The sequence below is a fragment of the Cupriavidus necator genome, assembly GCF_013141915.1.
GTDB lineage: Bacteria > Pseudomonadota > Gammaproteobacteria > Burkholderiales > Burkholderiaceae > Cupriavidus > Cupriavidus necator_B.
Genome location: NZ_SROX01000007.1, coordinates 20,565 through 46,788 on the forward strand (window position 1 = coordinate 20,565; position 26,224 = coordinate 46,788).

At 69.2% G+C, this 26,224-nt stretch carries 25 protein-coding genes; 14 read left to right on the plus strand and 11 right to left on the minus strand.

Annotated features, from left to right (window positions below):
• Positions 1–89 precede the first annotated feature (89 nt).
• On the plus strand, positions 90–299 hold the full coding sequence (locus E5S69_RS14730; protein ID WP_171515402.1) for a DUF2905 domain-containing protein: 210 nt from the start codon (positions 90–92) through the stop codon (positions 297–299).
• Between the two features lie 15 nt (positions 300–314).
• On the opposite strand, the gene E5S69_RS14735 is transcribed toward E5S69_RS14730, so the two are convergent.
• The 3 genes from E5S69_RS14735 to E5S69_RS14745 form a co-directional block, all read right to left on the minus strand.
• Positions 315–2,267, minus strand: coding sequence for a methyl-accepting chemotaxis protein (locus tag E5S69_RS14735; RefSeq protein ID WP_171515403.1), 1,953 nt, complete (start codon positions 2,265–2,267; stop codon positions 315–317).
• A 206-nt stretch (positions 2,268–2,473) separates the two neighbouring features.
• Positions 2,474–3,736 (minus strand): phospholipase D-like domain-containing protein, encoded by a 1,263-nt coding sequence (locus E5S69_RS14740; RefSeq protein ID WP_171515404.1) that lies wholly within the window; start codon positions 3,734–3,736, stop codon positions 2,474–2,476.
• Positions 3,737–3,845: 109 nt separating this feature from the next.
• Positions 3,846–4,853: a LysR family transcriptional regulator gene (locus E5S69_RS14745; protein ID WP_423766637.1), complete on the minus strand. Its 1,008-nt coding sequence runs from the start codon at positions 4,851–4,853 to the stop codon at positions 3,846–3,848.
• 105 nt (positions 4,854–4,958) lie between these two features.
• Between E5S69_RS14745 and E5S69_RS14750 the strand changes: the two genes are divergently transcribed.
• Entirely contained in the window at positions 4,959–6,179 is a 1,221-nt protein-coding gene (locus tag E5S69_RS14750; RefSeq protein WP_171515405.1) for an MFS transporter, read from the plus strand.
• 13 nt (positions 6,180–6,192) lie between these two features.
• On the opposite strand, the gene E5S69_RS14755 is transcribed toward E5S69_RS14750, so the two are convergent.
• The gene (locus E5S69_RS14755) at positions 6,193–8,076 is read right to left on the minus strand and encodes a sensor histidine kinase (protein ID WP_171515406.1); all 1,884 of its coding nucleotides are present in this window, start codon (positions 8,074–8,076) and stop codon (positions 6,193–6,195) included.
• Between the two features lie 9 nt (positions 8,077–8,085).
• Entirely contained in the window at positions 8,086–8,754 is a 669-nt protein-coding gene (locus tag E5S69_RS14760; protein ID WP_171515407.1) for a response regulator, read from the minus strand.
• Positions 8,755–9,142: 388 nt separating this feature from the next.
• Here E5S69_RS14760 and E5S69_RS14765 point away from each other — a divergent pair, with 388 nt between their 5' ends.
• From E5S69_RS14765 to xth, 3 genes are all read left to right on the plus strand, one after another.
• Positions 9,143–9,712 (plus strand): OB-fold putative lipoprotein, encoded by a 570-nt coding sequence (locus E5S69_RS14765; RefSeq protein WP_236901345.1) that lies wholly within the window; start codon positions 9,143–9,145, stop codon positions 9,710–9,712.
• Between the two features lie 307 nt (positions 9,713–10,019).
• Positions 10,020–11,081, plus strand: a complete 1,062-nt coding sequence (locus E5S69_RS14770) for a BON domain-containing protein (RefSeq protein WP_171515409.1) — start codon at positions 10,020–10,022, stop codon at positions 11,079–11,081.
• A 62-nt stretch (positions 11,082–11,143) separates the two neighbouring features.
• Complete coding sequence (gene xth, locus E5S69_RS14775; protein ID WP_171515410.1) at positions 11,144–11,956, plus strand: exodeoxyribonuclease III; 813 nt, start codon at positions 11,144–11,146, stop codon at positions 11,954–11,956.
• Here xth and E5S69_RS14780 read toward each other — a convergent pair.
• Positions 11,953–12,900 (minus strand): LysR substrate-binding domain-containing protein, encoded by a 948-nt coding sequence (locus E5S69_RS14780; RefSeq protein WP_171515411.1) that lies wholly within the window; start codon positions 12,898–12,900, stop codon positions 11,953–11,955. The genes xth and E5S69_RS14780 overlap by 4 nt on opposite strands.
• 114 nt (positions 12,901–13,014) lie before the next feature.
• On the opposite strand from E5S69_RS14780, the gene E5S69_RS14785 reads away from it, so the two are divergent.
• Both E5S69_RS14785 and E5S69_RS14790 read left to right on the plus strand, forming a co-directional pair.
• Complete coding sequence (locus E5S69_RS14785) at positions 13,015–14,469, plus strand: amidase (protein WP_171515412.1); 1,455 nt, start codon at positions 13,015–13,017, stop codon at positions 14,467–14,469.
• An 85-nt stretch (positions 14,470–14,554) separates the two neighbouring features.
• Positions 14,555–15,544: a Bug family tripartite tricarboxylate transporter substrate binding protein gene (locus E5S69_RS14790; protein WP_171515413.1), complete on the plus strand. Its 990-nt coding sequence runs from the start codon at positions 14,555–14,557 to the stop codon at positions 15,542–15,544.
• A 16-nt stretch (positions 15,545–15,560) separates the two neighbouring features.
• Here E5S69_RS14790 and E5S69_RS14795 read toward each other — a convergent pair whose 3' ends face one another.
• A complete protein-coding gene (locus tag E5S69_RS14795) occupies positions 15,561–16,349 on the minus strand; it encodes an NAD(P)H-dependent oxidoreductase (RefSeq protein WP_171515414.1) in 789 nt (262 codons plus the stop codon).
• Between the two features lie 88 nt (positions 16,350–16,437).
• Between E5S69_RS14795 and E5S69_RS14800 the strand changes: the two genes are divergently transcribed.
• The gene (locus E5S69_RS14800; protein ID WP_171515415.1) at positions 16,438–17,343 is read left to right on the plus strand and encodes a LysR family transcriptional regulator; all 906 of its coding nucleotides are present in this window, start codon (positions 16,438–16,440) and stop codon (positions 17,341–17,343) included.
• 103 nt (positions 17,344–17,446) lie between these two features.
• Entirely contained in the window at positions 17,447–17,833 is a 387-nt protein-coding gene (locus E5S69_RS14805) for a nuclear transport factor 2 family protein (protein WP_171515416.1), read from the plus strand.
• A gap of 20 nt (positions 17,834–17,853) precedes the next feature.
• Here E5S69_RS14805 and E5S69_RS14810 read toward each other — a convergent pair whose 3' ends face one another.
• Positions 17,854–18,246, minus strand: a complete 393-nt coding sequence (locus E5S69_RS14810) for a Rid family hydrolase (protein WP_171515641.1) — start codon at positions 18,244–18,246, stop codon at positions 17,854–17,856.
• Positions 18,247–18,459: 213 nt separating this feature from the next.
• Between E5S69_RS14810 and soxR the strand changes: the two genes are divergently transcribed.
• Complete coding sequence (gene soxR / locus E5S69_RS14815; protein WP_171515417.1) at positions 18,460–18,942, plus strand: redox-sensitive transcriptional activator SoxR; 483 nt, start codon at positions 18,460–18,462, stop codon at positions 18,940–18,942.
• 23 nt (positions 18,943–18,965) lie between these two features.
• On the opposite strand, the gene E5S69_RS14820 is transcribed toward soxR, so the two are convergent.
• On the minus strand, positions 18,966–19,346 hold the full coding sequence (locus tag E5S69_RS14820) for a c-type cytochrome (RefSeq protein ID WP_171515418.1): 381 nt from the start codon (positions 19,344–19,346) through the stop codon (positions 18,966–18,968).
• A 158-nt stretch (positions 19,347–19,504) separates the two neighbouring features.
• Between E5S69_RS14820 and E5S69_RS14825 the strand changes: the two genes are divergently transcribed.
• A complete protein-coding gene (locus E5S69_RS14825) occupies positions 19,505–19,924 on the plus strand; it encodes a hypothetical protein (protein ID WP_236901346.1) in 420 nt (139 codons plus the stop codon).
• Between the two features lie 150 nt (positions 19,925–20,074).
• Complete coding sequence (locus E5S69_RS14830) at positions 20,075–20,734, plus strand: DsbA family oxidoreductase (RefSeq protein ID WP_171515419.1); 660 nt, start codon at positions 20,075–20,077, stop codon at positions 20,732–20,734.
• Positions 20,735–20,813: 79 nt separating this feature from the next.
• Here E5S69_RS14830 and E5S69_RS14835 read toward each other — a convergent pair whose 3' ends face one another.
• Both E5S69_RS14835 and ytfE read right to left on the minus strand, forming a co-directional pair.
• Positions 20,814–23,102 carry a nitric-oxide reductase large subunit gene (locus tag E5S69_RS14835; protein ID WP_171515420.1) on the minus strand — a complete coding sequence of 763 codons (2,289 nt, stop codon included), beginning with the start codon at positions 23,100–23,102 and terminating at the stop codon, positions 20,814–20,816.
• A gap of 33 nt (positions 23,103–23,135) precedes the next feature.
• Positions 23,136–23,864 carry an iron-sulfur cluster repair protein YtfE gene (gene ytfE, locus E5S69_RS14840; protein WP_171515421.1) on the minus strand — a complete coding sequence of 243 codons (729 nt, stop codon included), beginning with the start codon at positions 23,862–23,864 and terminating at the stop codon, positions 23,136–23,138.
• Positions 23,865–24,031: 167 nt separating this feature from the next.
• On the opposite strand from ytfE, the gene norR reads away from it, so the two are divergent.
• Both norR and E5S69_RS14850 read left to right on the plus strand, forming a co-directional pair.
• Positions 24,032–25,579, plus strand: a complete 1,548-nt coding sequence (norR, locus tag E5S69_RS14845) for a nitric oxide reductase transcriptional regulator NorR (RefSeq protein WP_171515422.1) — start codon at positions 24,032–24,034, stop codon at positions 25,577–25,579.
• Between the two features lie 142 nt (positions 25,580–25,721).
• Positions 25,722–26,150, plus strand: coding sequence for a polyhydroxyalkanoate granule-associated phasin (locus E5S69_RS14850; RefSeq protein ID WP_171515643.1), 429 nt, complete (start codon positions 25,722–25,724; stop codon positions 26,148–26,150).
• Positions 26,151–26,224: the final 74 nt, after the last annotated feature.

Genomic DNA, 26,224 nt, shown 5'->3' on the forward strand with positions numbered 1-26,224 from the left:
CTGACCGGCTGGGCCCGCGCAACGGACTGGAATCAACGCGTAGATCCGCCGGTCAAACACCTCAAAGAGGGCTTCGCGATTTCCTTCTTATGCAACGCCTCCTCCTTATCCTGGGCGCCGTGCTGCTTGCCGCCGGCGCCGCCTGGCCCTGGCTGTCCAGGCTGCCGTTCGACCGCCTCGGCCGCCTGCCCGGCGATATCCATATCGTCCGCGACGGCTTCAGCTTCTGCCTGCCCATCACGACCTGCATCCTGGTGTCGGTGGTAGTCTCGGTCGTGATCTGGCTGCTGCGGCGCTGACCCGCGCCAGCTTCATCAGGCCGGCCGCGCCTCAGTGCGGAACACCGCCATCGCGCGCTGCATCTGCTGCGCCTGCGCCTGCAGCGACTGCGCCGCGGCGGCGGCCTCCTCCACCAGCGCGGCGTTCTGCTGCGTCACCTGGTCCATCTGCGCCACCGCCTGGTTGACTTGGCCGATGCCCGTGCTCTGCTCGCGCGAGGCCTCGCTGATGTCATCCATCATCGCCGTCACCCGGCCGATGGCGGCGACGGTGCCTGCCATGGTCGCGGCAACGTCCAGCGCCAGCGTATTGCCCGCGGCCACGCGCTCGCCGGATTGCGAGATCAGCATGCGGATCTCCTTGGCCGAGGCGCCGGCGCGCTGCGCCAGCCCGCGCACTTCGCTGGCCACCACCGCAAAGCCGCGGCCTGCCTCGCCGGCGCGCGCAGCTTCCACCGCCGCGTTCAGCGCCAGGATATTGGTCTGGAACGCGATGCCGTCGATCACCGCGATAATGTCGGCGATGCGCCGCGAATCGGCGTCGATCGCCTGCATGGTCTGCTGCATGCGCCCGACCGCGTCGCCGCCGGCGCGTGCCGCGGCGGACGCCTCGCGCGCCAGCGCGCTGGCCTGCCCGGCGTTGCCGGCATTCTGCTGCACCGTGGCGGTCAGTTGCTCCATGCTGGCCGCGGTCTGCTCCAGCGACGACGCCTGTTCCTCGGTGCGTTGCGACAGGTCGATATTGCCCTGCGCGATATCGCCCGCCGCGGCCAGCACGTTGTGCGCGCCGGCCTTGGTGTCGCCGATCAGGCTGCGCCAGCCTTCGGCCAGCGACAGCAGGTGCCGCTTGATCTCGCTCAGTTCGTCGCGCCCGCGCACCGCGAGGCGCACGGTCAGGTCGCCCGCGTTGATGCGCGCGACCATCCCGGCGACCTCGCGCACGTCGGCGCGCATGCCGCGGCTGAAGCCGATGAACAGGTAGAACGCGGCACCCACCGTCATCAGCGCAACGCCGGCCAGCCACGCGAATTGCCGGGCCTGCGCGGCGGCACGCTGCGCCAGCATTTCGGCGGCAATCGCGGCAAACGCCTGGCTGGCGTCCGCCACGCCTTCGATGGCGGCGGTAGCTTCGTCGAAATAGGCCCTGGCATCGATGCCGATGCCGCCCGCCCCCAGCATGCGCAACTGGAGCGTGCGCTGGAAACGGTCCATCGCGCCCAGCCGCGCCAGGGCGGCGTCGCTGCGTGCCCGGTAACCGGGCGATGCCTTGCCCACGCGCGCGATGTCGCGCCGTATCGTGTCCAGGCCGGCATCGATCTGTTCGTACAGTGCGCCCAGTCCCGCCTGCTGGGTGGCATCGGCGTAGCCGCCCTGCGCGATGATGCCGGCGCCGCGGCCGCGCGCCAGCGCGCTGAGCTCGGCCAGGCGCGGCATCGCCCCCGCCAGCAGGCTGACCAGGTAGTACGAGCCGGTTTCACTGTCCAGCGCCAGTTGCGAGCGCTCGGCCACGTCGGCGATATACGCCTGCGTTTGCCGCACCAGCGCGCTATGGCGCTCGAACAGCGGGCCTGCCTGGCTGTCCAGCCCGAGCCCGCGCAATTGCAGCCAGTCCTGCTCCAGCTGGCGCATGCCGGGCGCGAGGCCGAAGTCAGGATTCTGCGCAATGCCGCGCGCCAATGCGGCCAGGCTGGCCGCCGCCTTTGCGTCGGCCTGGTCGAACCTGGCGCGGAAGGCGGCGTTGCCAGACAACACCGCATGCGCGGCGCCACGCCGGACCTGGGTCTCGCGCATGAAGTCGAGCGCGTCCCCCACCACCGCCAGCCCGCGGATTTCCTGGCCGGTGGTGCGGCGGGCGTGCGCCGCATCGCGCAGCACCACCGACAACGCGCCCACCAAAGGCACCAGAAACAGCACGGCGATCAGCGCAAGCTTGCGGCGGATATTCAGGCGCGCCATCAGGCGCTCGGCTGGCAGGAAAAGGGCGGGCATGGGTCGTCGCAGAGGGCTGGGTTTCCCCTGCTATCGGCCCGGTTTTGCAAGGCTGAAGCGCGGGCCGCGGGCTTTTTGATCATGCGCAAATGCAGTGCGATCAAAGCGCCGAAGTGGGGCAGACCAGGCACCTGGCAGGGGCTTGGCGCACCCCCGCGGGGCCGCCGCCCGCACTGCCTGCTATCGCCGCCCTTTCCCAAGCCCCCTCATAGCTGCGCACCGATCAGCGACGACAGCCAGTCGCGCAGCCGTTCGGGCCAGGGCCGGTTGACCCACGCCTGATAGCTGATCGGACGCGACCGCTTCAGGTCTTCCTCGAAGATCAGGGTCTGCTGCGCGGCAAAGGCCGCGTCGAGGATATTGAGCGTGGCTTCGTCATTGAGCCGGAACGACCGGTTGTCGAAGTTGGTGGACCCGACCGAGACCAGCAGGTCGTCGATGATCAGTACCTTACAGTGGTACATGGTTGGCGCGTACTCGGCGATCAGCGCGCCGGCCTTCAGCAGTTCGCCCCAACGCGCCCGCGACGCGGAGCGCACGGTTTCCGAGTCGATATGCTCGCCCGGCACGATCACCCGCACCCTGACGCCTCTTGCCAGTGCCGCCAGCAGTGCCTTCTCGGTCAGCGCGTCGGGCACGAAATACGCCGCCGACAGGTCGATACTGCGCGCCGCCGCGGTAATGGCCAGGTGGTACATCAGCGCCATGCTCTCGCTGCCGCCGGTGGGCGAACTGCTGAACATCTGGGCCCGGCCCTGGCCCACCGGCGGCAGCTCGGGGAAGTAGTCCGGGCCATGCGGCACCGCGCCGCTGACCTTGATCCAGTTGTCCAGGAACACCGATTGCATCTGGCCGACCACCGGCCCTTCGACCTCGAAATGCGTATCGCGCCAGTGGTCGGGATCCTGCGCATGGCCGGTCCACTCCGGCGCGATGCCGACGCCGCCGGTGAAGCCGATCCTGCCATCGACGACCAGCACCTTGCGGTGGGTGCGGTTGTTCAGCTTGCCGACGGTGTACCAGCGCACCGGGTGGTAGTGGCGCACATCCACGCCGGCCTCCGTCATCAGTGCGAGCGCGGCCTTGTCGATCTTGGAACTGCCGACCGCATCCAGCAGCACCTTGACGCTGACGCCGGCCCTGGCGCGCTCGGCCAGGGCCTGGGCGAAGTCATGGCCAATGTCGCCGGACCAGTAGATATATGATTCGAAATTAATGGTCTTTTGCGCGGCGCGGATCGCGCCCAGCATGGCCGGAAAGATCTCGTCGCCGTTCCTGAGCACGCGGTAGCGGTTGCCGTCGAGCACGGGCGGGCCCAGCAACACGCCCAGTTCACGGGCGAACTGCGGATCTTCCAGGCTGTAAAGGCGATCGAGGCGGCGCTCGATGCGTTTCTCGCCGCCGACCAGGTTGTAGGCAACGATGCCCGCCAGGGCAAGCAACACGACGGCGGCGGCAAAGGCGAACATTCGGCCCCTTGTTCGAAACCTGGAAAAGACGCGGCGGATCACGCAGGCACCATGAGGTCGAGGCGCGGGGTTGCCCGCGGCAGAGGTAGTAGCCGATACAGGATAGGCGTTATCGGCGCGCTTGTGGCATCCCGCGCGGCATGCGCGCCCGTTCGACCATGCCGGCGGTCGGGATGGCTTGCCGCATGGCGTCGGCGAATAACCGCAGCTTCGCCGGATAGAAGCGCGCATGCGGATAGACCAGGTAGATCGGCAACGGCTCGGCCTGCCATTGCGGCAGCAGGTGCAACAGTCTGCCGCTGGCGATGTCGTCGGCAAAGATCCACGACGAGCCGACCGCAACGCCCAGCCCCAGCCGGGCCGCCGCATGCAGCGCGTACAGGCTGTCCGTGCTCATGCGCGGCGCGAAGGCCAGGCCCTGGCGTGCCTGGGTCTGCAGGTTCTGCAGCACGATCTCGTTGCGGTAGTAGGTGCGCAGTGCCAGCCATGGCAGGCTTTCCAGGTCTTGGGGGCGGCGCGGCAGCGGCTTGCCGTCGAACAGCGACGGCGCGGCGATCACCGCGCGCGGCACTTCCGCCAGGCGCACGGCCACCAGGCCGGGCTCATGCACCTCGCCTACATGGATCGCGCAATCGATGGCTTCGGCGATGAAATCCGGGGTGCGGTCGTGCAGCAGCCATTCCACCGCGAGCTGCGGGTATTGCTGCAGGAAGTCCGCCAGCGGACCCACCAGCAACTCCTGCCCGAACGCGTGCGGCACCACCACGCGCAGCGTGCCGCTGGGGGCGTGGCCCACGCCGCGCACGTCGGTCTCGAACCTGGCCCAGTCGGCCACCAGTTCGCGGGCGCGCTCGTAGCAGCGCGCGCCGTCTTCGGTCAGCTTCATCGCATGCGTGGAACGCTGCAGCAGGCGCACGCCCAGCAGGCGTTCCAGCGTTTGCAGGCGCCGGCTGATGGTGGGCTGGGTGGTCTGCAGCTGCGCGGCGGCCTGCGACAGGCTGCCGGCCTCGACGATGCGCACGAAGGTCTGCATCAGTTCGATCCGGTCAGGGCCGGGCGCGCCGCGTGGCGCAGCCATGGCGTGTGCGGTGGTCGGGGCGGCTGGCTGGCGTTTCATACGCGTCTCGTATAGCCATTGTTCATCCGGCACCTCTACCAGAATCGGCGCGCGCGGACAACACTTCGGGCCATCCCCACTTTGCCGCGCACCGCGCAAACCGCCATGTCCCCTGTTCCCGCCACCTCGCCCGCCGCTACGCTGGGCAACCCTGCCATGCCAGCGCGGCTGGTCATGCTGCTTGCCACCGGCGCCGGGCTCGCGGTGGCTTCGCTGTATTACAGCCAACCCATGCTCGGCGTGATGGCCCCGGACCTGCACGCCAGCGATGCCACCGCCGGTGCCATCCCAACCCTGACGCAGCTCGGCTACGCGCTGGGCATCCTGCTGCTGGCGCCGCTCGGCGACCGCTATGACCGGCGCCATATCATCGTGGCCAAGGCGGTGGCGCTGGCGGGCGCGCTGCTGCTGGCGGGCCTGGCGCCGGGCATTGGCATGCTGCTCGGGTCCAGCCTGGTGGTGGGCCTGTCCGCCACGCTGGCGCAGGACATTGTGCCGGCCGCCGCCGCACTGGCACCGGCCGCGCAGCGCGGCAAGGTGGTCGGCACCGTGATGACCGGACTGTTGCTGGGCATCCTGCTGTCGCGGGTGGTCAGCGGCTTCGTCGCGGCGCATTTCGGCTGGCGCGCGATGTTCCTGCTGGCTGCGGCCAGCATCGTGGCGGTGGCGCTGGTCGCCCGGCGCCAGTTGCCGCGCTTCGCCCCCGCCACGGCGCTGCCGTATCGGGCCTTGCTGGCTTCGCTGGCGGCACTGTGGCGCGCGCATGGCGCGCTGCGTCGCGCGGCGCTGGCGCAGGGACTGCTTTCGGTCGGGTTCAGCGCGTTCTGGTCCACGCTGGCGGTGATGCTGCATGGCGCGCCGTTCCACCTGGGCAGCGAGGCCGCCGGCGCGTTCGGCCTGGCCGGTGCCGCCGGCGCGCTGGGTGCGCCGCTGGCCGGCCGCCTGGCTGACCGCGGCGGTCCCGAACCGGTGACGCGCGCTGGCGCGGCGCTGGCGGCGCTGTCGTTTGCCGCCATGCTGCTGAGCCCGCTGCTGGCGCCGCAGGCGCAGCTGTGGCTGATCGGCGCCAGCGCCATCGGCTTCGACCTGGGCGTCCAGGTGGCACTGGTGGCGCACCAGACCATCGTCTATGGCATCGATCCGGGTGCGCGCAGCCGCCTCAATGCCGTACTGTTCGTCTGCATGTTCACCGGCATGGCCGCCGGCGCGGCGCTGGGCAGCGTGGCGCTGGCGCGCTTTGGCTGGACCGGCGTGGCCGCGCTGGCCACCGCCGCGGCGCTGGCCGCGCTGGCGGTGCGGCGGTTGGCGAAGGGCGCGGCGCGGTGAGACGGGGCCGGCCTTATGCCGCGGGCGCGGTCCCTTCCCCTGGGGCGCCCGCCTCATCGCCCTGCGCCGACGCCAGCGGCACCTCCACCGTCAGCGCCGTGCCGCCGGGCGCCGAGCGGATCCGCAACTGGCCGCCGATCGCCGCGGCGCGCACCTGCATGTTGCGCAAGCCGCGCCCGCCGCGCGTGGCCTCGGTATCGAAGCCACGGCCGTCGTCGGCCAGCGTGATGCGGATCGCCTGCGCGGCCGGGTCCGCCTTGGCGGTCACGGTCAGCGCGCGCGCCGCGGCGTGCTGCAGCACGTTGGTGATGCCTTCGAGCAGCAGGTATTGCAGCTCCTGCACCTTGCGCGCGGAGAAATGCGGCAGCGTGGGCAGGCGCTCTACCTCCCAGTGGATCTCCAGCCCCGCATCGGCGATGCGCGGCCCCAGCCGGTAGCGCAGGTTGCCCAGCACCGCGGCCAGATCACCGCCGGTGTCCTGCATGGCGTCGATGGAAAGCTTCAGCGAATCCAGTGCATGCCGCACCTGCGTGGCAACCTCCGCACCGCTGGCCTTGCCCGACTCCAGCATCGACAAGGTGGTGACCAGCTGGCTGCCCAGCCCGTCGTGCATATCGCGCAGGATGCGCCCGCGCTCGCGCAGCGCGGTTTCCTCGGCGTCAATCTTTTGCGTGCGCGCAAACGCCGCGCGCAGTTGCGCCTCGCGCTGCGCCACGCGCTCGGTCAGCACCTGGTTGGCGTTCTGCAGGCTCCGCACCGCGCTGGTATAGCGTTCGACCAGCATCCACGCCATCACCACGCTGAACGGCACCGAGACATAGCGGGTCATGGAATGGACCCAGTAATAGTCGCCGGTCAGCCAGACCTTGATCCAGTCCGCCAGGAACAGCACCGCCGACACACCGACGGTGACCGCCAGCAGCGTGGCCTCGCGGCTGGGCCGGCGCAACGCGCCCCACACCATCGCGCCGGCCACGGTCAGGATGATGCCGACCTTGACCAGCCAGCTCAGCGGAAACACCAGCGGATGGCTGGAGATGGCGGCCAGCGGCGCGATCACCGGCAGCGCCAGCCACAGGTAGGCGTTCAGGGTGCGATGCAGCCAGCGCCACGGCACCCGGATCACCAGCAGGCAGAACCTGGCGATGGCGCCCAGGAACACCTCGCGCGCGGCGGCGACGATATAGCCGCGCAATTCCGCGGGGATGGCCAGGTCATCGACAAAATAGTCGAGCAGGCGCACGCTCCAGGCGATCTCGGCCAGCCCGTACAGGCCGAACAGCGGATCGCGCTGGCGCCACCAGATCAGCAGCGCCAGCCCACCCAGCACCACGCTGAGCACCGCCGCGATGAGCGGGCCGACCACGCGCAGCAGGAAGGCCCGCTCATACTGCGCGCGCACCTCGGCGGCTGGGCCCACCGTCACCGGCAGCAGGCCCGAGCGCGCGTACGCGCGCGCGGCCACGGTGATGCGCAGCAGGTTGCCGTGCGCGTTCGCCAGCTCGGGCGGCACGGCGACGTAATAGGGTCGCTTGGCCAGCGCCGACGACGGCGCGTCCAGGCGCCCGCCGGCGGCGAGCAGTACCCCGTTGAGGCGCACCTCGTAGCTGCCCCCGGCCCAGGGCACGAACAGTCCCCCGGGCGCCGCCGCGGGCCAGTTGCGATCAAAGCGCAGTTCGTAGACCACCGTGCCGGACTTGCCCGGCATCACCCGGTCCCAGTAGTCGGGCAACGTCAGCGGGAGCGCCGCCAGCACGGTGCCGTCGGCCAGCGTGGCCGAGCGCGTGGCCGCCGCCAGCGCCATCGTGTCCGCCGCCGCGATGCCGGGCCGCAGCAGGCAGGCGCACGCCAGCAGCACGGCAAGCATGGCGCGGAACGGACGCGGCCAGGACAGCATGGCGCGCGCCTACAAGGACTTGAGCAAGCCCAGCTTGGCGGCCTCGAACACGGCCTCGCCGCGCGAGCGCACGGCCAGCTTGCCGTAGATGTTCTTGATGTGCGATTGCACGGTATGCACGCTCAGCCCCAGGTAGCGGGCGGATTCGGCATAGGTATAGCCGCGGGAGATCAGGTCCAGGATCTCGTTCTCGCGCACCGACAGCACCACCGCGCCGGCGGCATCGCGCGCCGTCGCCTCCGGCGGCGCGCCGCGCAGCCGGTTCACCACCTGCCGCGCGATCAGCGGGCTCATGGGCGAGCCGCCCGCGCGCAGTTCGCCGATGGAGGCGGCAATGCGGTCGGTGGTTTCATCCTTGAGCAGGTAGCCGATGGCGCCGGCCTCGATGCTGGCCAGCACATGCTGGTCGTCGCCGAACACGGTCACGACCATGCAGTCGCAGGCGGGATAGCGCTTGCGCGTGGCGCGGATCACGTCGATGCCGCTGCCGTCGGGCAGGCCGAGGTCGCACAGCAGCACGTCGGGCTGGCGCTGCGCCAGCCACGCCAGCGCCTCCGCCACGGTAAAGGCGCAGCCCGCCACCGCGGCATCCGCTGCATGCAGGTCGACCGCCTGCACCAGCCGGCGCAGCGCCAGGGGGTCGTCTTCGACGATGAGGACTGTTGTTGTGCTTGCCATGCCTGTATTCCCGAGCCACGCGGCGGTGCGTCCCCCGTGTTGCCGCGCTATGCGCAGGTGGCGCCGGCACGACGGCGGATTCTGACATATCCCGCCCGCGTTAGGAGGGCCCGGCGGCCCCTTCAGGGTAAACGCCGCCGCCCCTATCCATCGCACGGCGGCGCCGCATGCGCATCCCATATCCTGGGGAGGCGCGGGACCGGTCCGCTTGCTGGCGGGGCGCGGCCAGGCCAGCCCCGTTCGGGGGATACCCGTGCGCTTTTGTTGACCGTTGCAGCGCTTTTGGCAGTTCTGTTGGTTTTTGCAAGATGTACGCATACAATGCCCCGGCGTCAGCCGATAGAGCTGGCGGACCTGGAGAAGAAGCAAAATGCAGACGGGAAAACTGATGGCAGGGTTGGTCCTGGCGGGGTTGCTGGCCGGTTGTGAATCGATGGATGGCGCAATGTCCTCCATCGGCGGCGTGCTGGACGGCACCGGCGACGTGCTCAGCGGCGACTTCCGCATGCTGGCAGACCCCAAGCCGGCGTCGCTCGGCGACATCTGGACGGACTGGAAGAAGAACGAAATCACGGCCAAGAAGAAGTGGGATGCCCAGGCCATCCTGGTCTCGGGCACGGTCTCGCGCATCACCAAAGTGGACGGCCTGAGCCGGTCGGACGACACCATCGCGGTCTACTTCAAGGATTCGGTCAATCCGCAGTGCACCGGCAAGGCGCTGATGCGCGATGCGATGCTGGTCAACCAGAAGAAGATCAGCAACCTGCAGACCGGGGACAAGATCAACGTGACCGGCGTGCTGGCGACCAGCGATTCCGAGATGTACAACAGCAGCAACAAGGAATGCTATTTCGCCTTCGCCAAGTCGAAGATCGAAGCGGCACCGGTGAGTACGGCGACCCCATCCAAGGCCGCCACCAGCACCAAGGCTAAATCGACCAAGACCAGCAAGAAGTAAGCCGGCCAACCAGCTGGCCAACGCGGAACGGGCGCCGGTGCTGTCACCCGATCAGCCGCTGGCGCCGCACCGCATCGCTGGCGTACCGCTGCGCGTGGCGGCGGCGCCGCACTCCGCAGCCCAGGCTGCATCCCTTACACGCTCTGAAACCGTTGCACGGACACCCGTTCGTCGGGTCCCGGCCAGCCGCGGCCGCAAGGCCATCTGCCGCACGGTACGAATCTTGCCCATTGCTGATACCCGCCAGCGGTAACGGCGCGCTGTTGCGCCGGTTTCCGCACATGGCGTTACTTCTCAGGAAACCAGCATGGGCTACTACTACGATGAGCGTGAAGCGCGCGATCAACGCCAACGCCGCCAGGCATGGGACGACGATGACTGGCAGCCAGAGTCCGAACGCGACCGCTGGCAAGCGCAGCGCAGACGCCAGCAAATGGCCCCGGGCCAGACCAGCTACGGCGGCCCCGCCCGCCCGTCCCGGGAATTCAACGAGCAGTACGGCGCCGGACGCTACCCCGACCACCCGCGCGAGGCGCGCTATGGCAGCGACCTGCGCTATGGCCTGAATGGCGGCTACGGCTGGGAACGCGCCAGCGAATGGCGCGACCCGCAGGCCTGGGAACGTGACGACGAATACGCGGAACGTCAGTGGCGCCAGAGTACCGAGCGCGCGCGCGAACCGCGCGAGCACTACCAGGGACGTGAGCGCTATGAGACCCGCGGCTCGTCTCGCGATGAAGGCCGCGAACGCTACTTCAGCGACCTGCGCAGCGACACCCGCTACTGGACGGAACCGGACGACGATGAAGACGAGGCGCGCCGCTACGCGGCGCAGCACAGCCCCGGATACCGCCAATTTGCGCAGCGGCGCGGCTGGGAGACCGCTGACTCCCGTGATGACGATCGCGACGACGACCACGACCACGGCGTGCTCTATAACCTTGGCCGGCGCATCGGCGAGGTCGTGGGCGACTGGTTCGGCACGCCGGACGAGCGCGAACGGCGCTCCGGTCCGCGCGGCTACCAGCGCAGCGACGACCGCATCCGCGACCAGATCTGCGAGCGGCTGAGCTACGCGCGCGGGGTGGATGTCAGCGATGTCAGCGTCGAGGTCAGCGAGGGCGTGGTGTCGCTGACCGGCACGGTGCGTGACCGCGGCCAGAAGTACTACATCGAGGACATGGCCGACAGCACCTACGGCGTCAAGGATGTCAACAACGACATCCGCGTGCGCCGCGACAGCGACAGTCCCGGTGCTTCGTCCAGCCGCGCACCGACCGCAGGCAGCGCCAGCGGCGCGGGTAGTGTGAGCGGCACCACCGCCGGCAGCGCTTCCAGCGCAACCACCGGCAGCACCTGGCGCGCATAAGGCAAGTGGCCGGCGGAACGTTCCGCCGGCTTTTTTGTTGATCCCGTCATCGCCCGCACCGCATGCCCGCGTCCACACTGAAGATCGCCACCTTCAACATCAATGGCATCCGCAGCCGCGTGGGGGCGCTGTGCCACTGGCTCGCGCGCGAAGCACCGGACATCGTCTGCCTGCAGGAACTGAAGACCGCCGATGAGAGCTTTCCGGCGCGCGAAATCCGCGACGCCGGCTATGGCGCGATCTGGCACGGGCAGAAGTCCTGGAACGGCGTGGCCATCCTGGCACGCGGGGCGGAACCGGTGGAAGTGCGCCGCGGCCTGCCCGGCGATCCCGACGACAGCCACAGCCGCTATCTGGAGGCGGCGGTGTCGGGCATGGTGATCGGCTGCCTCTACCTGCCCAACGGCAATCCGCAGCCGGGACCGAAGTTCGATTACAAGCTGGCCTGGTTCGAACGGCTGATCGCGCACGCGCAACAACTGTTCGACAGTGGCCACCCGGTGGTGCTCGCCGGTGACTACAACGTGGTGCCGACCGACCAGGACATCTACAACCCCCGCTCCTGGCGCAAGGACGCGCTGCTGCAGCCGGAAAGCCGCGACGCGTACGCGCGCCTGCTGGCCCAGGGCTGGACCGATGCGCTGCGACAGCGCCATCCCGATGCGCCGGTCTACACCTTCTGGGATTATTTCCGCCAGCACTGGCAGACCAACTCCGGCCTGCGCATCGACCACCTGCTGCTGAGCGCCGACCTGGCGCCGCGGCTGCGCGACGCCGGCGTGGACCGCTGGGTGCGCGGCGAGGACCACCCCAGCGACCACGCCCCGGCCTGGGTGCTGCTGGGCCCGCCGGCGCAGCGCAAGCGGGCGGGCTAAGCCCCCTCCGCACCGGCCACGACGGCCGGCCCCGCCGCTTCCGCCATCAGCTTGTCGCGGATAAACCCCAGGAAGGCGCGCACCCCATCCGGCAGCGTGCGGCCCGCCAGCGTCTGCAGCTCGATGGCACGGCCGCGCATGCCGCGTTCACGAATGGTCGCGGCATGCAGTTCGCCGCGGCGCACCCGGTCGCCCACGGTCACGGTGCCCGAGATCGACAGGCCGCCGCCGTGCAGCACAAAGCTGGTCAGGGTCTCGAAGTGGTTGGTCACCAGCACCGGCTCGAACACCATGCCGCGCTCGCCGCAGGCCAGGTCGAACAGCTGCCGCACAGTGTTGTCGCCCTCGGGCAGCGCCAGCGGATACGGCTGCATCTGCGCCAGCGTGACGCTGCGAAAGCGCGCCAGCGGATGGTCCGGGCGCATGATGGCGATCACCGGCGCCGCCTGCCGGTGCGCGATGCGGATGCCCTGTTCGGCGGCGCGGCTGTAGGTGATGCCGATATCCGCGTCGCCATGCAGCACGATGCCGGTGACGTCGGCCGGCGGCGCCACGCGCACGTGGAATTGCAGGCCCGGATAGCGCTGGCGGAACTCGGCGATGACGCGCGGCAGGAATTCGATGGCAAACCCGGCGGAACTGGCGACCCGTACCCGGCCGCGGCGCAGGCCTTGCAGCGCGGCGATCTCGGACACCACCCGGTCGGCTTCGAGCGCGCCGCGCAGCGCATAGGCCGCCAGCAACTCGCCGGCTGCGCTGGCCACCATGCCGCGCGGGCGGCGGTCGAACAACGGCACGCCCAGCTGCGCCTCGAGCGCGCCGACCTGCCGGCTTACCGCCGACACGGTCACATTGAGCCGCTGCGCCGCCTCGGTCAGCGAGCCGCTGCGGACCACTTCCAGGAAATAGCGCAGCGAGGTGTCCTGCAGGCGATGCGACAACATGGGGGCTCCGGGCTGGTTTGCGTTTTACGCAAGGATATTTGAAAAAATCGTCGATTGCGGGAAACCATGCGCCGCCCGTATGCTGTCCCACGATACCAACGGAGACCTCTCGCCATGGCGCTCGCCCAGCCCTCTGAATCCATCACCGATCTCGATGCCGTCGCGCTGTCGCGCGCCATCCATGCGCGCGAGGTCTCTTGCGTGGAAGTGCTCGATGCCTTCCTCGGCCAGATCGACCGCCACAACCCGCGCGTCAACGCCATCGTCGCCGCGGTGGACCGCGACACGCTGCGCCGGCAGGCGCACGGACTGGACGACGAACTGGCGCGTGGCGCCAGCCGCGGCCCGCTGCACGGGTTCCTGCAGGCGCCCAAGGACATCAGCCCGGCCGCGGGCATGGTCACCACCAAGGGCTCGCCGATCTTCGCCGGCCAGGTCAGCGACGCCGATGCCGTGATCTTCGAGCGCATGCGGGCCGGCGGCGCGCTCTTTGTCGGGCGCACCAACTCGCCCGAATTCGGCCTCGGCGGCCATACCTACAACCCCGTCTACGGCACCACCCGCAATGCCTTCGACCCTACCCGCTCCGCCGGCGGCAGCAGCGGCGGCGCCGCGGTGGCGGTGGCCCTGCACATGCTGCCGGTGGCAGACGGCTCGGACATGATGGGGTCGCTGCGCACGCCCGCGGCGTTCAACCATGTGTATGGGTTGCGCACCTCGGTCGGCTGCGTGCCGCACGGCCCGGGTGACGAAGTGTTTTTCCAGCAGTTCAGCGTGGCCGGGCCGATGGCGCGCAACGTGCCAGACCTGGCGCTGCTGCTGTCGGTGCAGGCCGGCTTCGACGCGCGCCTGCCGCTGACGCGCCGCGGCGAGGCGCCCGGCACTTTTGCGCTGCCGCCCGAGCGCGACTGGACCGGCGTGCGCATCGGCTGGCTTGGCGACCTGGGCGGGCACCTGCCCACCGAAGCGGGGCTGCTCGACACCTGCGTGCAGGCCCTTGCCCACTTGCGCGCGCTCGGTTGCACCATCGACGCCGCGCTGCCGGAATTCGACCTGGAACGCCTGTGGCGCGCCTGGATCGACCTGCGCAGCTTCTCGGTGGCGGGCGCCAACGCGGCGCTGTACCGCGACCCGGCCAAGCGCGCGCTGCTCAAGCCCGAAGCGGTCTGGGAAATCGAACGCGGGCTGGCGCTGCCGGGTACGCGCGTGTACGAGGCCATGGCCGAACGCAGCGCGTGGTACCAGGCGCTGCGCGCGCTGTTCGAGCGCTTCGATTACCTGGTGCTGCCGGCCGCGCAGGTGTTCCCGTTCGATGCCAGCTGGGACTGGCCGCACACCATCGACGGCCGCGACATGGACACCTATCACCGCTGGATGCAGGTGGTGGTGCCGGCCACCATGGCCGGGCTGCCGGCGCTGGCCGCCCCGGCTGGCTTCGGCCCCCAGGGGCTGCCCGCCGGCCTGCAGATCATCGGCCCGGCGCAGGCCGACGCCGCGGTGCTGCAGCTGGGCCACGCCTACGACCAGGCCGGCGGCTTCTCGCGCGTGCGCAGCCCCTGGCTGGGCTGAGCCTGGCGACGCCGCCCACTTCAGACCGCGCCGCCTTGCTTCCGACTGCCTTCTATTCCAACAACTGCCCGCAGGAGTGCCAACGATGACCGCAACGTCCCCGAAGCTGTTTTTCGCCTGCGCCGCCGCGCTGACCGCGGCGCTGTCCACCGCGCCCTCCGCCGCGCAGGCGCAGTCCTGGCCGGACCGCCCGATCCGGCTGGTGGTGCCCTTCGCCGCTGGCGGCGCCACGGATCTGCTGGGCCGCCTGCTGGCACTCGGCCTCGGCGAAAAGCTCGGCCAGCCGGTGGTGGTCGAGAACAAGCCCGGCGCCAGCACCGTGATCGGCGCCACCCAGGTGGCCAAGTCCGCGCCCGACGGCTACACGCTGCTGCTGGCGGCCAGCACCACGCTGACGCTGAATCCGGCGATCCGCCCGCACCTGGGCTACGACCCCATCAAGAGCTTCACCCCTCTGGGGCTGGTGGCCGACATGAGCCTGGTGCTGGTGGCCAACCCCGACACGCACATCGCCTCGCTGAAGGACCTGGTGACGCAGGCGAAGGCCAACCCTGACAAGTTCTCCTACGGCTCGTTCGGCGCGGGTTCCTCGGTCCATTTCGGCGCGGAGATGCTCAAGGCCGCCACCGGCATCCGCATGGTGCACGTGCCGTTCAACGGCAGCGCCCCCAGCCTGACCGCGCTGGCTGGCGGACAGGTGCAGGTCGCCGTCGATACCGTGGTGGCAACCCTGCCGCTGATCAAGGGCGGCAAGATCCGGCCGGTGGCGGTGCTGTCGCCGCAGCGCCTGCCGGCGCTGCCGCAGGTGCCGACCGTAGCGGAAAGCGGCTATCCCGGTTTCCAGATGGGCACGTGGTTCGCGCTGATGGCGCCCGCGGGCCTGCCCGCGCCGGTGCAGCAGAAGCTGGAGAAGGCGCTGGCCGACGTAGCCAACGCGCCGGCGACCAGGGCGCGCATGGTCGAGCTGGCGCTGACGCCCGCCTATGGCAACGGGGCCGCGGTCAAGGCGCGGGTGGAGAAGGAACTGCCGGAGATGCGGGCGGTGGCGGCGCGGGCGGAGATTCGCGCCGAATAGATCCCCGCGCGCGCGGTCAGGGCCGCGCGGCCTCCACATGCGCCGCGAACCCGACGGTTTGCGGCGCTACTTCGTCGCGCAGCGTCAGCTGCGGAATCCGGTAGTCCCCCGCGTTCTGCCGCCGGAACGGGATCGGAGCGGTTGTCCAGAGCGTATCCAGCCGCTGGCCCAATTCCTCGCGAATCTCCCCAAAGCGCGTCGCATCGACCTTGCTGGTCCGATACACCAGATACGGCGGCAGCACGTCAAACCCGGGGTAGTACAGGATGCCGTGGTGGATCGGGAACAGGATGTCGTCGATCGGGCCGTTGATGCCGCGCGCGCTGTAGTGGGATTCCCAGCCGCCGGTGGTGACGATCAGCATCGCGCGCTTGCCGGCAAGGGTGCCCTCGCCATAGCGGTCACCCCAGCGCTCGTCGGAGTGCTCGCCAACACCGTAGGCAAAACCATAGGCATAGACACGCTCGATCCAGCCCTTGAGTATTGCCGGCATCGAGAACCACCACAGCGGGAACTGCAGGATCACGGCGTCGGCCCAGCGCAGCTTGTCCTGCTCGCGTGCGATGTCATCGCTTTGCAGCCCGTTCTCGAAGGCGCGCTTCGAATCCAGCGACGGATGGAACGGCGCCTCGGCCGGCGGAACCTTCGAGTCCAGGGCATCGAGCTGCGGCTTCCATTGCATCGCATACAGGTCGGAAACCTGGACTTCGTTGCCGGCTGCGCGCAGCCGCTGCACGACAAAGTCGCGGATCGCCCCGTTGAGCGAGCGCGGTTCGGGATGGGCATAGACCAGTAGTACGTTCATGGCGGTGGCCTCACAAGTTTTTGGTGAAGCCAGCTTAGGAAGTTATCCGGTATATTGGAAATGAATATCCAATATTCCAGGTATTGCCATGACTAATTCGGCTGCCAGTCTGAGGCGGCTCGACCTGAACCTGCTGGTGACGTTGGACGTGCTGCTGTCCGAGCACAACGTGACCCGCGCGGCGCAGCGGCTGCATCTGTCGCAGCCTTCGGTCAGCGTCCATCTGGCCCGGCTGCGCGCTCACTTCGGCGACCCGCTCCTGCTGCCGGGCCCGCGCGGCATGCGCCCCACCGCCCGGGCCGAAGCGCTGCGCGAACCGTTGCGCGAAGCACTCGGCGCACTGGCGCAGGCCGTATCCGCCGACACACCGTTCGACCCGGCCACGTCGCGCCATACCTGGCGCGTGGCAGCGACCGACTATGGCGAATCGACCATCGTGCTGCCAGCGCTACCGGGCCTGCGCAAGGCGGCCCCCGGCGCGCGGCTGGCTGTGGTCGAGATGGTGCCGACGCGCATCGCCCGGCAAGCCGAGCGCGCCGAGCTGGACCTGGCCTTGCACACCACCGACGGCTCGCCGCCCGGGCTGCACCGGCGCGCCCTCTTCACCGAGCGCTATGTGCTGGCAGGCCGCGCTGGCCATCCGCGGCTGAAGCGGCGGCCGACGCTGGCGCAGTTCTGCGCGCTCGAGCACGTGATCGTGTCGCCGGACGGCGGTGGCTTCCACGGCGTCACCGACGATGCGCTGGCACAGGCGGGTATGCAGCGGCGCGTGGTGCTGTCGGTGCCGCACTTCCTTTTTGCCACGGCGGCGGTGGCCAGCACCGACCTGGTGGCGATGGTGCCCGAGCGGCTGGTGCGCGGCGTGCCGGCATTGTGCGTGGTGGCGCCGCCGGTCGAGGTGCCGGGCTACGAGATGTCGATGCTGTGGCCGGAACGCGTGCATCGCGATCCGGCGCACCGCTGGCTGCGTGAGCACATCGCCACATCGGTGTGAGCGTTGCAGCGGCCGATCTTTTGCATACAAAACTGGAATACAATCATCGCTTTCAACGTCGCGGCAGGGCCCAGTCCCTGCCGCCCCAGTTTTGGAGAAGACCATGACGTATTCGGAGACGGGCCTGACCTCCCGCCATGTGGCCGCGCTCGCACCGATCGAGGATTATCTGCAGGGTCATATCACCGGCAAGGCCGAATTCATGTACAAGGCCTTCGCCGCCGACGCGCGCATCGTCTCGTTCCGCGACGGCAAGCTGCATGCGCTGACGGTCGAGGAATTCGCCTCGGCGCGCTGCCCCGGGCATCCGGCCGCTGACGAAGCGCAGCGCAAGCGCTTCATCACGCAGTTCGACGTGGTTGGCAACGCCGGCGTGGCCAAGGTAGTGCTGGAATACCCCGGCGTCACCTTCACCGACTACATGACGCTGCTCGAGATCGACGGGGCCTGGAAGATCGTCAACAAGACCTTCAGCGCCGCGCCGCGCTGAGTGAGGATCGCTGCCGTGCCTCAGGCCGGCAGCACCGCGGTCGCCTCGATTTCGAACAGCATGTTGTCGAGCGCCAGCCGCGGCACCGGGATCAGCGTGCAGGCCGGCGTCGGCCTATCGCCCCACATCTCGCGCAGCGCCGCGCCGAAGGTGCGCAGGCGATCGTGCGAGTGGTCCACCACCAGCACCGTGAGCTTGGCCACGTCGCCGACGTCGGCACCGGCTGCCTGCAGCGCAATGCGCAGGTTTTGCATGGCGCGCGCCACTTGGCGCGGAAAATCCAGCGGCAGGCAGCCCGCCGCATCCTCGCCGCCCTGTCCCGAGACATAGACGAGGCGGACCGGACCTTCCACCACGGCCACATGCGAATAGCCATTGGGCCGCGGGTCATACAGTCCGTCGGGACCTGCGATGCCGGCGTTGCCGGTTGCGCCGGCCGTGCCGTTTCGCGCGCCCCAACGGAGAACGCAGGGATGAGGGCGCGAAAGGAAACATGGTCATCGGCTTGAAGAAGGCCTCTCGGACAGTGGAGCCCCAAGTATCAAACCTCAAGTTAGGTTAAGGTCAAGCGCGGCCATGGTGGTAGCATGGGCATTCCTTCGTTTCACCGCTGCCTTCCTCTCGCCATGGCTTCCAGGCAACCGCCCCCCAACCCGCGCCGGCGCCGCACCGCGGCGTCGGAAGAACTGCTCTCTGTCGGCGAAGTCGCCGCGCGCACCGGCCTGGCGGTGTCCACCCTGCATTTCTATGAATCACGCGGCCTGATCGCCAGCACCCGCAGCGGCGGCAACCAGCGCCGCTATGCGCGCGCCGTGCTGCGGCGCCTGGCAGTGATCCGCGTCGCGCAGCGCATGGGACTGCCGCTGGCGGTGATCTCCGATGCCATGCAGAAACTGCCCGATGGCCGCGCCCCCACCGTGGCGGATTGGCGCAAGCTCTCCGCCAGCTGGCGCGATGACCTCGATGAACGGATCCGCACGCTCACGCAATTGCGTGATCAGCTGGACGGATGCATCGGTTGCGGGTGCCTGTCGCTGAAGGCGTGTCCGTTACGGAACCCGCATGACACGCTGGCCGGGGAAGGGCCGGGGCCGCATTTTGCGGAATGAGCCCGGACGGCTGGCGCCGCGCCTTACCTGAACGTTTCGAGATACGCGAGCAGATCGGTGATCTGCTGGTCATCCCCCAGCCCCCAGAACCGCATCTTCGTGCCCGGCACCACCTTGCCGGGCGAGCGGATGAAGGCCCGCAGCGTGTCATGCGACCACACCACCCTGGACGCGCGCATCGCGTCCGAATACTGGAAATCAGGGGTGCTGCCTGCGGCGCGGCCAAAGACCCCGTTCAGTTGCGGACCAAAGCCAGCACGCGCATTGCGCCCGACGTGGTGGCACGAGGCGCAGCGCGTGGCGAACAACGCCTTGCCGGCCTGGACATCGGCGGCAGCGGTGGCGACAGCGGGGGTAGCGGTGAAGGTGGTCAGTGCCAGCAGAGTGGCGGCGGTACGGCGCATGAGCAGCTTGGACGGGAAATGCCTCGGCAACGGCTGGCATGATACAGCCAGCCCCGGCACGGGTTACACCGCGTCACACTTGCAACACTTCGCGCGCCCCATATTACAGGCCGGCCCCCTACAGTGAGCCCATGTCCAACGCCCCCTGGGAGGCAGCCATGAAACGCATCATCGCAATGGCGGTAGCAGGTAGTGCAATGCTGGTGGCAAGCGCCGGCGCTTACGCCGGTGTGAATATCGATATCGGCATCGGCGTGCCTGGCGTGGTGGTGGCGCAGCCGGCGCCGGTCTACCATCCGGCCCCGGTCTATGCGCCGGCGCCGGTGTACGCGCCCGCACCGGTGGCCTATGCGCCGCGCCCGGTCGTGGTGGCGCCGCGCCCCGTGGTGGTGACGCCGGTGCCGGTACGCTACGACAATGACCGCGGCTATCGTCGCGCCTATTATCGGGGCGATTATCGCGAAGGCTACCGCGACGGCTACCACGACAACCGGCGCGAGTGGCGCGGGCGCGAGTGGGCGCACCGCCATGGCGACGACGATGACCGCCGCCGCGGCTACGGTCGCCGCTGGGACTGAGCACCGCCACGGCGCGGCGGGCGGGCGCGCGGCCACCGGCCGCGGCGTTCGCCTGCAAGGAATCGCCAGTCGCGCTACCCTGTCGGCAACTTTCAATCCGGTGCCGGGGCCATGGCCTCGCCCCGCCTGCGAACATGCCCAGGAGCAGCCATGCCACAGCCCCTCAAGATCGACTTCGTCTCCGATATCGCCTGTCCCTGGTGCGCCATCGGCCTGTCTTCGCTGCAGCTGGCGCTGCAGCGCGTGGGCGATGCGGTGGATGCCGAGATCGTCGTGCATCCGTTTGAACTGAATCCCGGGATGCGGCCGGAGGGCGAGGCCATCGTCGACTATCTCGGCCGCAAGTATGGGCGCACCCCGGCGCAGATCGCCGAAACCCAGGCGATGATCCGCGAACGCGGCGCCGGCGTGGGCTTTACCTTTGGCCCGCGCACCCATGTCTACAACACCTTCGATGCCCATCGCCTGCTGCACTGGGCCGGCCTGGAAGGCAAGCAGCTGCCGCTGAAGCTGGCGCTGCTGCGCGCTTATCATGCCGACGGCAAGGACCCCAGCAACCATGACGTGCTGGCCGAAGCCGCGCACGCTGCCGGCCTGGACGCCGCGGCAGCCCGCAAGGTACTGGAAAGCGATGACTATGCCGATGTGGTGCGCGCGGAAATCCAGGAATACCAGCGCATGGGCATCAACTCAGTGCCGTCGATCATCTTCAACAACCGCTATCTGGTGACCGGCGGACAGCCGGTGGAGGCGTTCGAGCAGGCCATCCGCGAGATCGTTGCCGAGGCGCAGCAGGCCGGGAACCGTTGAGCAGCTACGCATCGGCAGGATAAGAAAGGCCCGCCCGGAACCCCGGGCGGGCCAACCCTGCCTCTCACTCCCCTGTTATTCAGCGTGCCGCCGGCTTCATTCCCGCCACCACGGCATCAGCCGCGCGAGGCGTGCGATTGGCCAGCCCCAGCACCACCTGCCAGGCAAACGACACCGCGCCGACGATAAACACCACGTCGCCGAAGGTGCGCACCCAGCGCAGCGTCTGCAGGATGGGCTGCTGCATGAAGGCCTCGCTGCGCGCATACCAGGTGCCATGCTCGACGCTGGCCAGGAACTGGATGATGCCGATCGGCAGCAGGCTGGTGCCGATCATCAGTACCAGGCCGAGGTTCAGGCCCCAGAACGCGGTCTTCATCAACGCCGGGCTGAGCCGGTAGCCCGGGCGCACGTAACGCAGCACCAGCAGCGTGAAGCCCAGCGCCAGGAAGCCGTAGACGCCGAACAGCGCGGCATGGGCGTGAACCGGCGTGGTGTTCTGCCCCTGGATGTAATACAGCGCGATCGGCGGGTTGATCATGAAGCCGAACACGCCCGCGCCCAGCATGTTCCAGAACGCCACCGCGACAAAGCACATCAGCGGCCACTTCAGGTCGGCCATCCACGGCGCGCGCTGCTTCAGGCTCCAGTTCTCCCAGGCTTCATGGCCCAGCACGATCAGCGGCACCACTTCCAGCGCGCTGAACGCGGCGCCCACCGCCATCACCGGCGTGGTGGTGCCGGCAAAGTACAGGTGGTGGAAGGTGCCCGGAATCCCGCCCAGCATGAACAGCGAGGCCGACGCCAGGCTGGCCGCGGTGGCCATCGGGCGCGACACCAGGCCCAGCGTGGAGAAGATGAAGGCCAGCGCCGTGGTGGCGAAGACTTCGAAGAAGCCCTCGACCCACAGGTGCACCACCCACCAGCGCCAGTACTCCATCACCGTCAGGCTGGTGCGTTCGCCGTAGGCCAGGCCCGCGCCATAGAACAGGCCGATTGCCACCACCGACGAGGTCAGCAGCGCCAGCAGGTTGCGGTCGGTGCCGCGCGCGCGCAGCGCTGGCAAGATGCCGCGCATCATCAGCACCAGCCAGATCAGGATGCCGGCGAACTTGCCGATCTGCCACAGCCGGCCCAGGTCGACATACTCGTAGCCCTGGTGGCCCAGCCAGAAGTTCAGGTGGGCCGGCAGCTTCTGCGCGATGGCCAGGTAGTTGCCGGTGAACGAGCCCACCACCACGACCACCAGCGCCCAGAACAGGATGTCGACGCCCAGCCGCTGGTACTTCGGGTCCTTGCCGCCGTTGATCAGCGGCGCCAGGAACAGCCCCGCGGCCAGGAAGCCGGTGGCGATCCAGAACAACGCGCTCTGGATATGCCAGGTGCGCACCAGCGCGTACGGGAACCACTGCGACACATCGATGCCGTAGAACTTCTGCCCTTCCACGGTGTAGTGCGCGGTAAAGCCGCCCAGCAACACCTGGAACACGAACAGCGCCACCACCAGGAACAGGTACTTGCCCAGCGCGCGCTGCGACGGCGTGAGCGCCACCGACAGCAGCGGGTCGCGCGCGGGCGCCTGCGGCGGCGTTTCTTCCTTGCCGCGCAGGAAGGCCCATGCCCACACCAGGAAGCCGACCCCCGCCAGCAGCACCACCACGCTGATCACTGACCACACCACGTTCTCGCTGGTGGGCTGGTTGCCGATCAGCGGCTCGTGCGGCCAGTTATTGGTGTAGGTGGCCTCATGCCCGGGGCGCGCGGTCGATGCGGCCCACGCGGTCCAGAAGAAGAAGTGCGTCATCTGCTGGCGGCGCTCCGCGCTCGGCAGCGTGTTCTCCTTCATCGCATAGTGCTCGCGCGTGGTGTGCAGCGCCGGCGCGTCGGAGAACAGCTGGTCGTAGTAGGCGGCAGTGTCGGCGATGGCCTGCGCGCGGCGCTTGGACACGGTCAGCACGTTGGTGGCCGGATCGGTGGCATTGCCGCGGTACTCGTTGCGCAGCTGCTCGCGCAAGGCGGCCTGGGCCGGCGCGTCGAGCTGCGCAAAGGGACGGCCGTAGGCGTCCTGCGCGGCCAGCGTCAGCCACGCGGTCAGTTCGCGGTGCAGCCAGTCGGCGGTCCAGTCCGGCGCCTGGTAGGCACCATGGCCCCAGATCGAGCCGAGCTGCATGCCGCCCACCGACTGCCATGCGGTCTGGCCGTCGAGGATGTCGTCGCCGCTGAACAGCGTGCGCCCCTCGGCCGTGACTACCTTGGCCGGTATGGGCGGGGCCTGCCGGTACACCTCGACACCGTAGTAGCCGAGCAGGGAGAAGGTGACCGCCAGCACGGCGATCAGCAGGAACCAGAGTTTGCGGTAGGGACCCATGATGCGAAGTGGTTGAGGGTGATGGCGGCGGGCTCAGGCGTGCGCCGAGCAGCCGCAGCCGTTGGCTTGCGCGGGCACGGGGGCGGGAGCGGTAGCCGTGGTGGTTTCGAACAGCACGTTGTTTTCCAGGTGGATGTGCTCCATCAGGTCTTCGCGCAGCGTGCGCAGCCCCAGGTAGAGCGCGCGCCAGGTATTGCAGGCCGCGCGCGGCAGCGTGATGTCGTGGGTCAGTTCGGCCAGCCGCTGCAGGGCCACGCCGTGGTCGTCATGCTCGGCGCGCATCACCGTGATCGGGCGGCTGGCCGCGGCATGCAGCCCGCGCAGCAGCATCGGGAACAACACCTGCTCTTCCTTCTGCATGTGCGATTCCAGCTCGCTCAGCATTTCGCTGAGGTGGTCGGCCAGGCCGTTCGGGCACTCCGGCCGATCGCCGTGGACCTGTTCGACCCGCCGCGCCAGGCGGATCAGCTCCGGCAACTGCTCGCGATGACGCGCGTGGAAGCGCGTGAGGATATGGTCGATCAGCGCCGCCGGTGCGGCCGTGTTCCAGTCCTGCGTCAACGGACCGGCCTCGTTCTGCAGTCCGCACAGCTGCGCGGCGATGGCGGCCACGGCGGCGGCATCGAGTCCCTTCTGCTGCGCGGCGTCGCGCAGGGTTTGCTTGCCGCCGCAGCAGAAGTCCAGCCCGTGGTCGTGGAAGATGCGGGTGGCACCGGGGATCTGGCGGGCCAGCTGGCCCAGCGAATGGTCTTGCAATGTCATGGCGGTTTCTCCGTGTGGAAGTGATGACCGCATGACATACGCGAGCAATGTGCCAGGAAAAAACCTCGATAATTCAAGGTCTTGGAAACATCAGGGTATCAGATACCCTATACTTCTCGCGGTACTTATTACCCTTTACGGTTTTTTTAACCATGCTACCGAGCGCCATGTATCCCGACCTTCTGGCCGACCTCGTCACCGATTTGCCGCACGCGGTGCGCCTGCAGCGGCTGGTCAGCGCGTTACGCACCCATTTCCGTTGCGGCGCCGTGGCGCTGCTGCGACTGGAGGAAGACCACTTGCGTCCGGTGGCGGTCGATGGCCTGGTACGCGATGCGCTGGGCCGGCGCTTTGCCGTGGGCCTGCATCCACGCCTCGCCGCGATCCTCGCGCGCCGCGGGGTGACCTGCTTCCATCACGACAGCATGCTGCCCGACCCGTACGATGGCCTGATCGACGAGCACGTGGGCGAGCCGCTGCCGGTGCATGACTGCATGGGCACCCGGCTGGAAGTGGACGGACAGCCCTGGGGCGCGCTGACGCTGGATGCGCTGACGGTCGGCACCTTCGACGGCGCGGCCCAGGCCGAACTGCAGCGGCTGACGGTGATCGTCGAAGCCGCCATCCGCACCACCCGGCTGGAGGGCGAGATCCGCGCGCTGCAGCTGGCGCGCGGCAGCCCCGACGCTGAAGAAGGCGCGGCCCCGCATGACGGCGGCGCCGAGATCATCGGCCAGAGCGAGGCCATCGCCAACCTGCTGCATGAACTGGAAGTGGTGGCCGACACCGACCTGCCAGTGCTGCTGCTGGGCGAAACCGGCGTGGGCAAGGAGCTGTTCGCGCACCGCCTGCACCGCCAGTCGCGCCGGCGCGCGCACCCGCTGGTGCACGTCAACTGCGCCGCGCTGCCCGAGTCGCTGGCCGAGAGCGAACTGTTCGGCCACGCGCGCGGCGCCTTCTCCGGCGCCACCGGCGAGCGCCCGGGGCGCTTCGAGGCCGCCGACGGCGGCACCCTGTTTCTCGACGAGGTGGGCGAGCTGCCGCTGGCGATCCAGGCCAAGCTGCTGCGCACGCTGCAGAACGGCGAGATCCAGCGGCTGGGCTCGGACCGCCCGCGCCGCGTCAACGTGCGCGTGATTGCCGCCACCAACCGCAACCTGCGCGAGCATGTGCGCGATGGCTCGTTCCGCGCGGACCTGTACCACCGCCTGTCGGTCTACCCGATCCCGATCCCGCCGTTGCGCGAGCGCGGCAACGACGTGCTGTTGCTGGCGGGGCGCTTCCTGGAGCTGAATCGCGCGCGCCTGGGGCTGCGCAGCCTGCGGCTGTCCGGCGGCGCGCAGGATGCGCTGCGCCACTACCGCTGGCCCGGCAACGTGCGCGAGCTGGAACACGTGATCAGCCGCGCCGCGCTGCGCGCCGTCAGCCGCGGCGCGGAGCGCAATGACATCGTCACGCTGGAGCCGGCGCTGCTCGATCTCGACGGACTGGAGCTGCCACCGGCCACCCGCGCCGGCGCCAGCGAGGCCAGCCCGGCCGCCGTGCCGGCGCTGGCCGCGGGCATCACGCTGCGCGACGCCGTGGAGCAAACCCAGCGGGCCTGCATCGCGCAGGCGCTGCAGGACCACGGCGGCAACTGGGCGCAGGCGGCGCGCCAGCTGGGCCTCGATGCCAGCAACCTGCACAAGCTGGCCAGGCGGCTGGGATGCAAGTGACCCCTTGCGGCTGCGCAGCGACGGCATGGCAAGTTGCCCCATTACCGCATAAGCTGATCCGGATGCTCGCCGCAGGGCGGCATCGTCGTGTGCAGCAACTGCCGCCCACCGTGCGCACGGCCCACCACTGGAGATCCCCGTGATGATGACCGCAACGCAAATCTTCTGGCCGCTGGGGTTCTGGCCCCTTCCTGCCGTGTTCCCCGGCATGCAGCAAGTGGAGACCATGCAGGCCGAACTGGCCGGTAGTTGGCGCCGCATGGCCGAACTGAATCTTGACTTCACCCGCACCATGTTCGAAGAGATCCAGTTCGACGCCATGGGCGCGCTGATGGAGCCGGATCCCGAAGCCCGCTACGCGCGCGAGATCGCCGGTGAGTTGCCGCTGCTCGGCGGGCCGCTGCACTACGCTTCGGCCATGCTGGAGCTGTATGCCCGCGCCCAGCAGAAGTGGATCGACGGCTGGGGCCACCTGCTGACGCGGGGGCTGGGGTGGGACTGGCAAGGCCTGCAGCAGGACGTGGTCGACATTCCCTTCTGGCTGGTGCGGGAAACCCCGGGACGGACCTGAGCGGGTCGTGCTGCCGGCGCGCGGTTTGCCGCGCGGTAGCACCCGGCGCTGTTGCATCGGCGCACCCGCCGCCA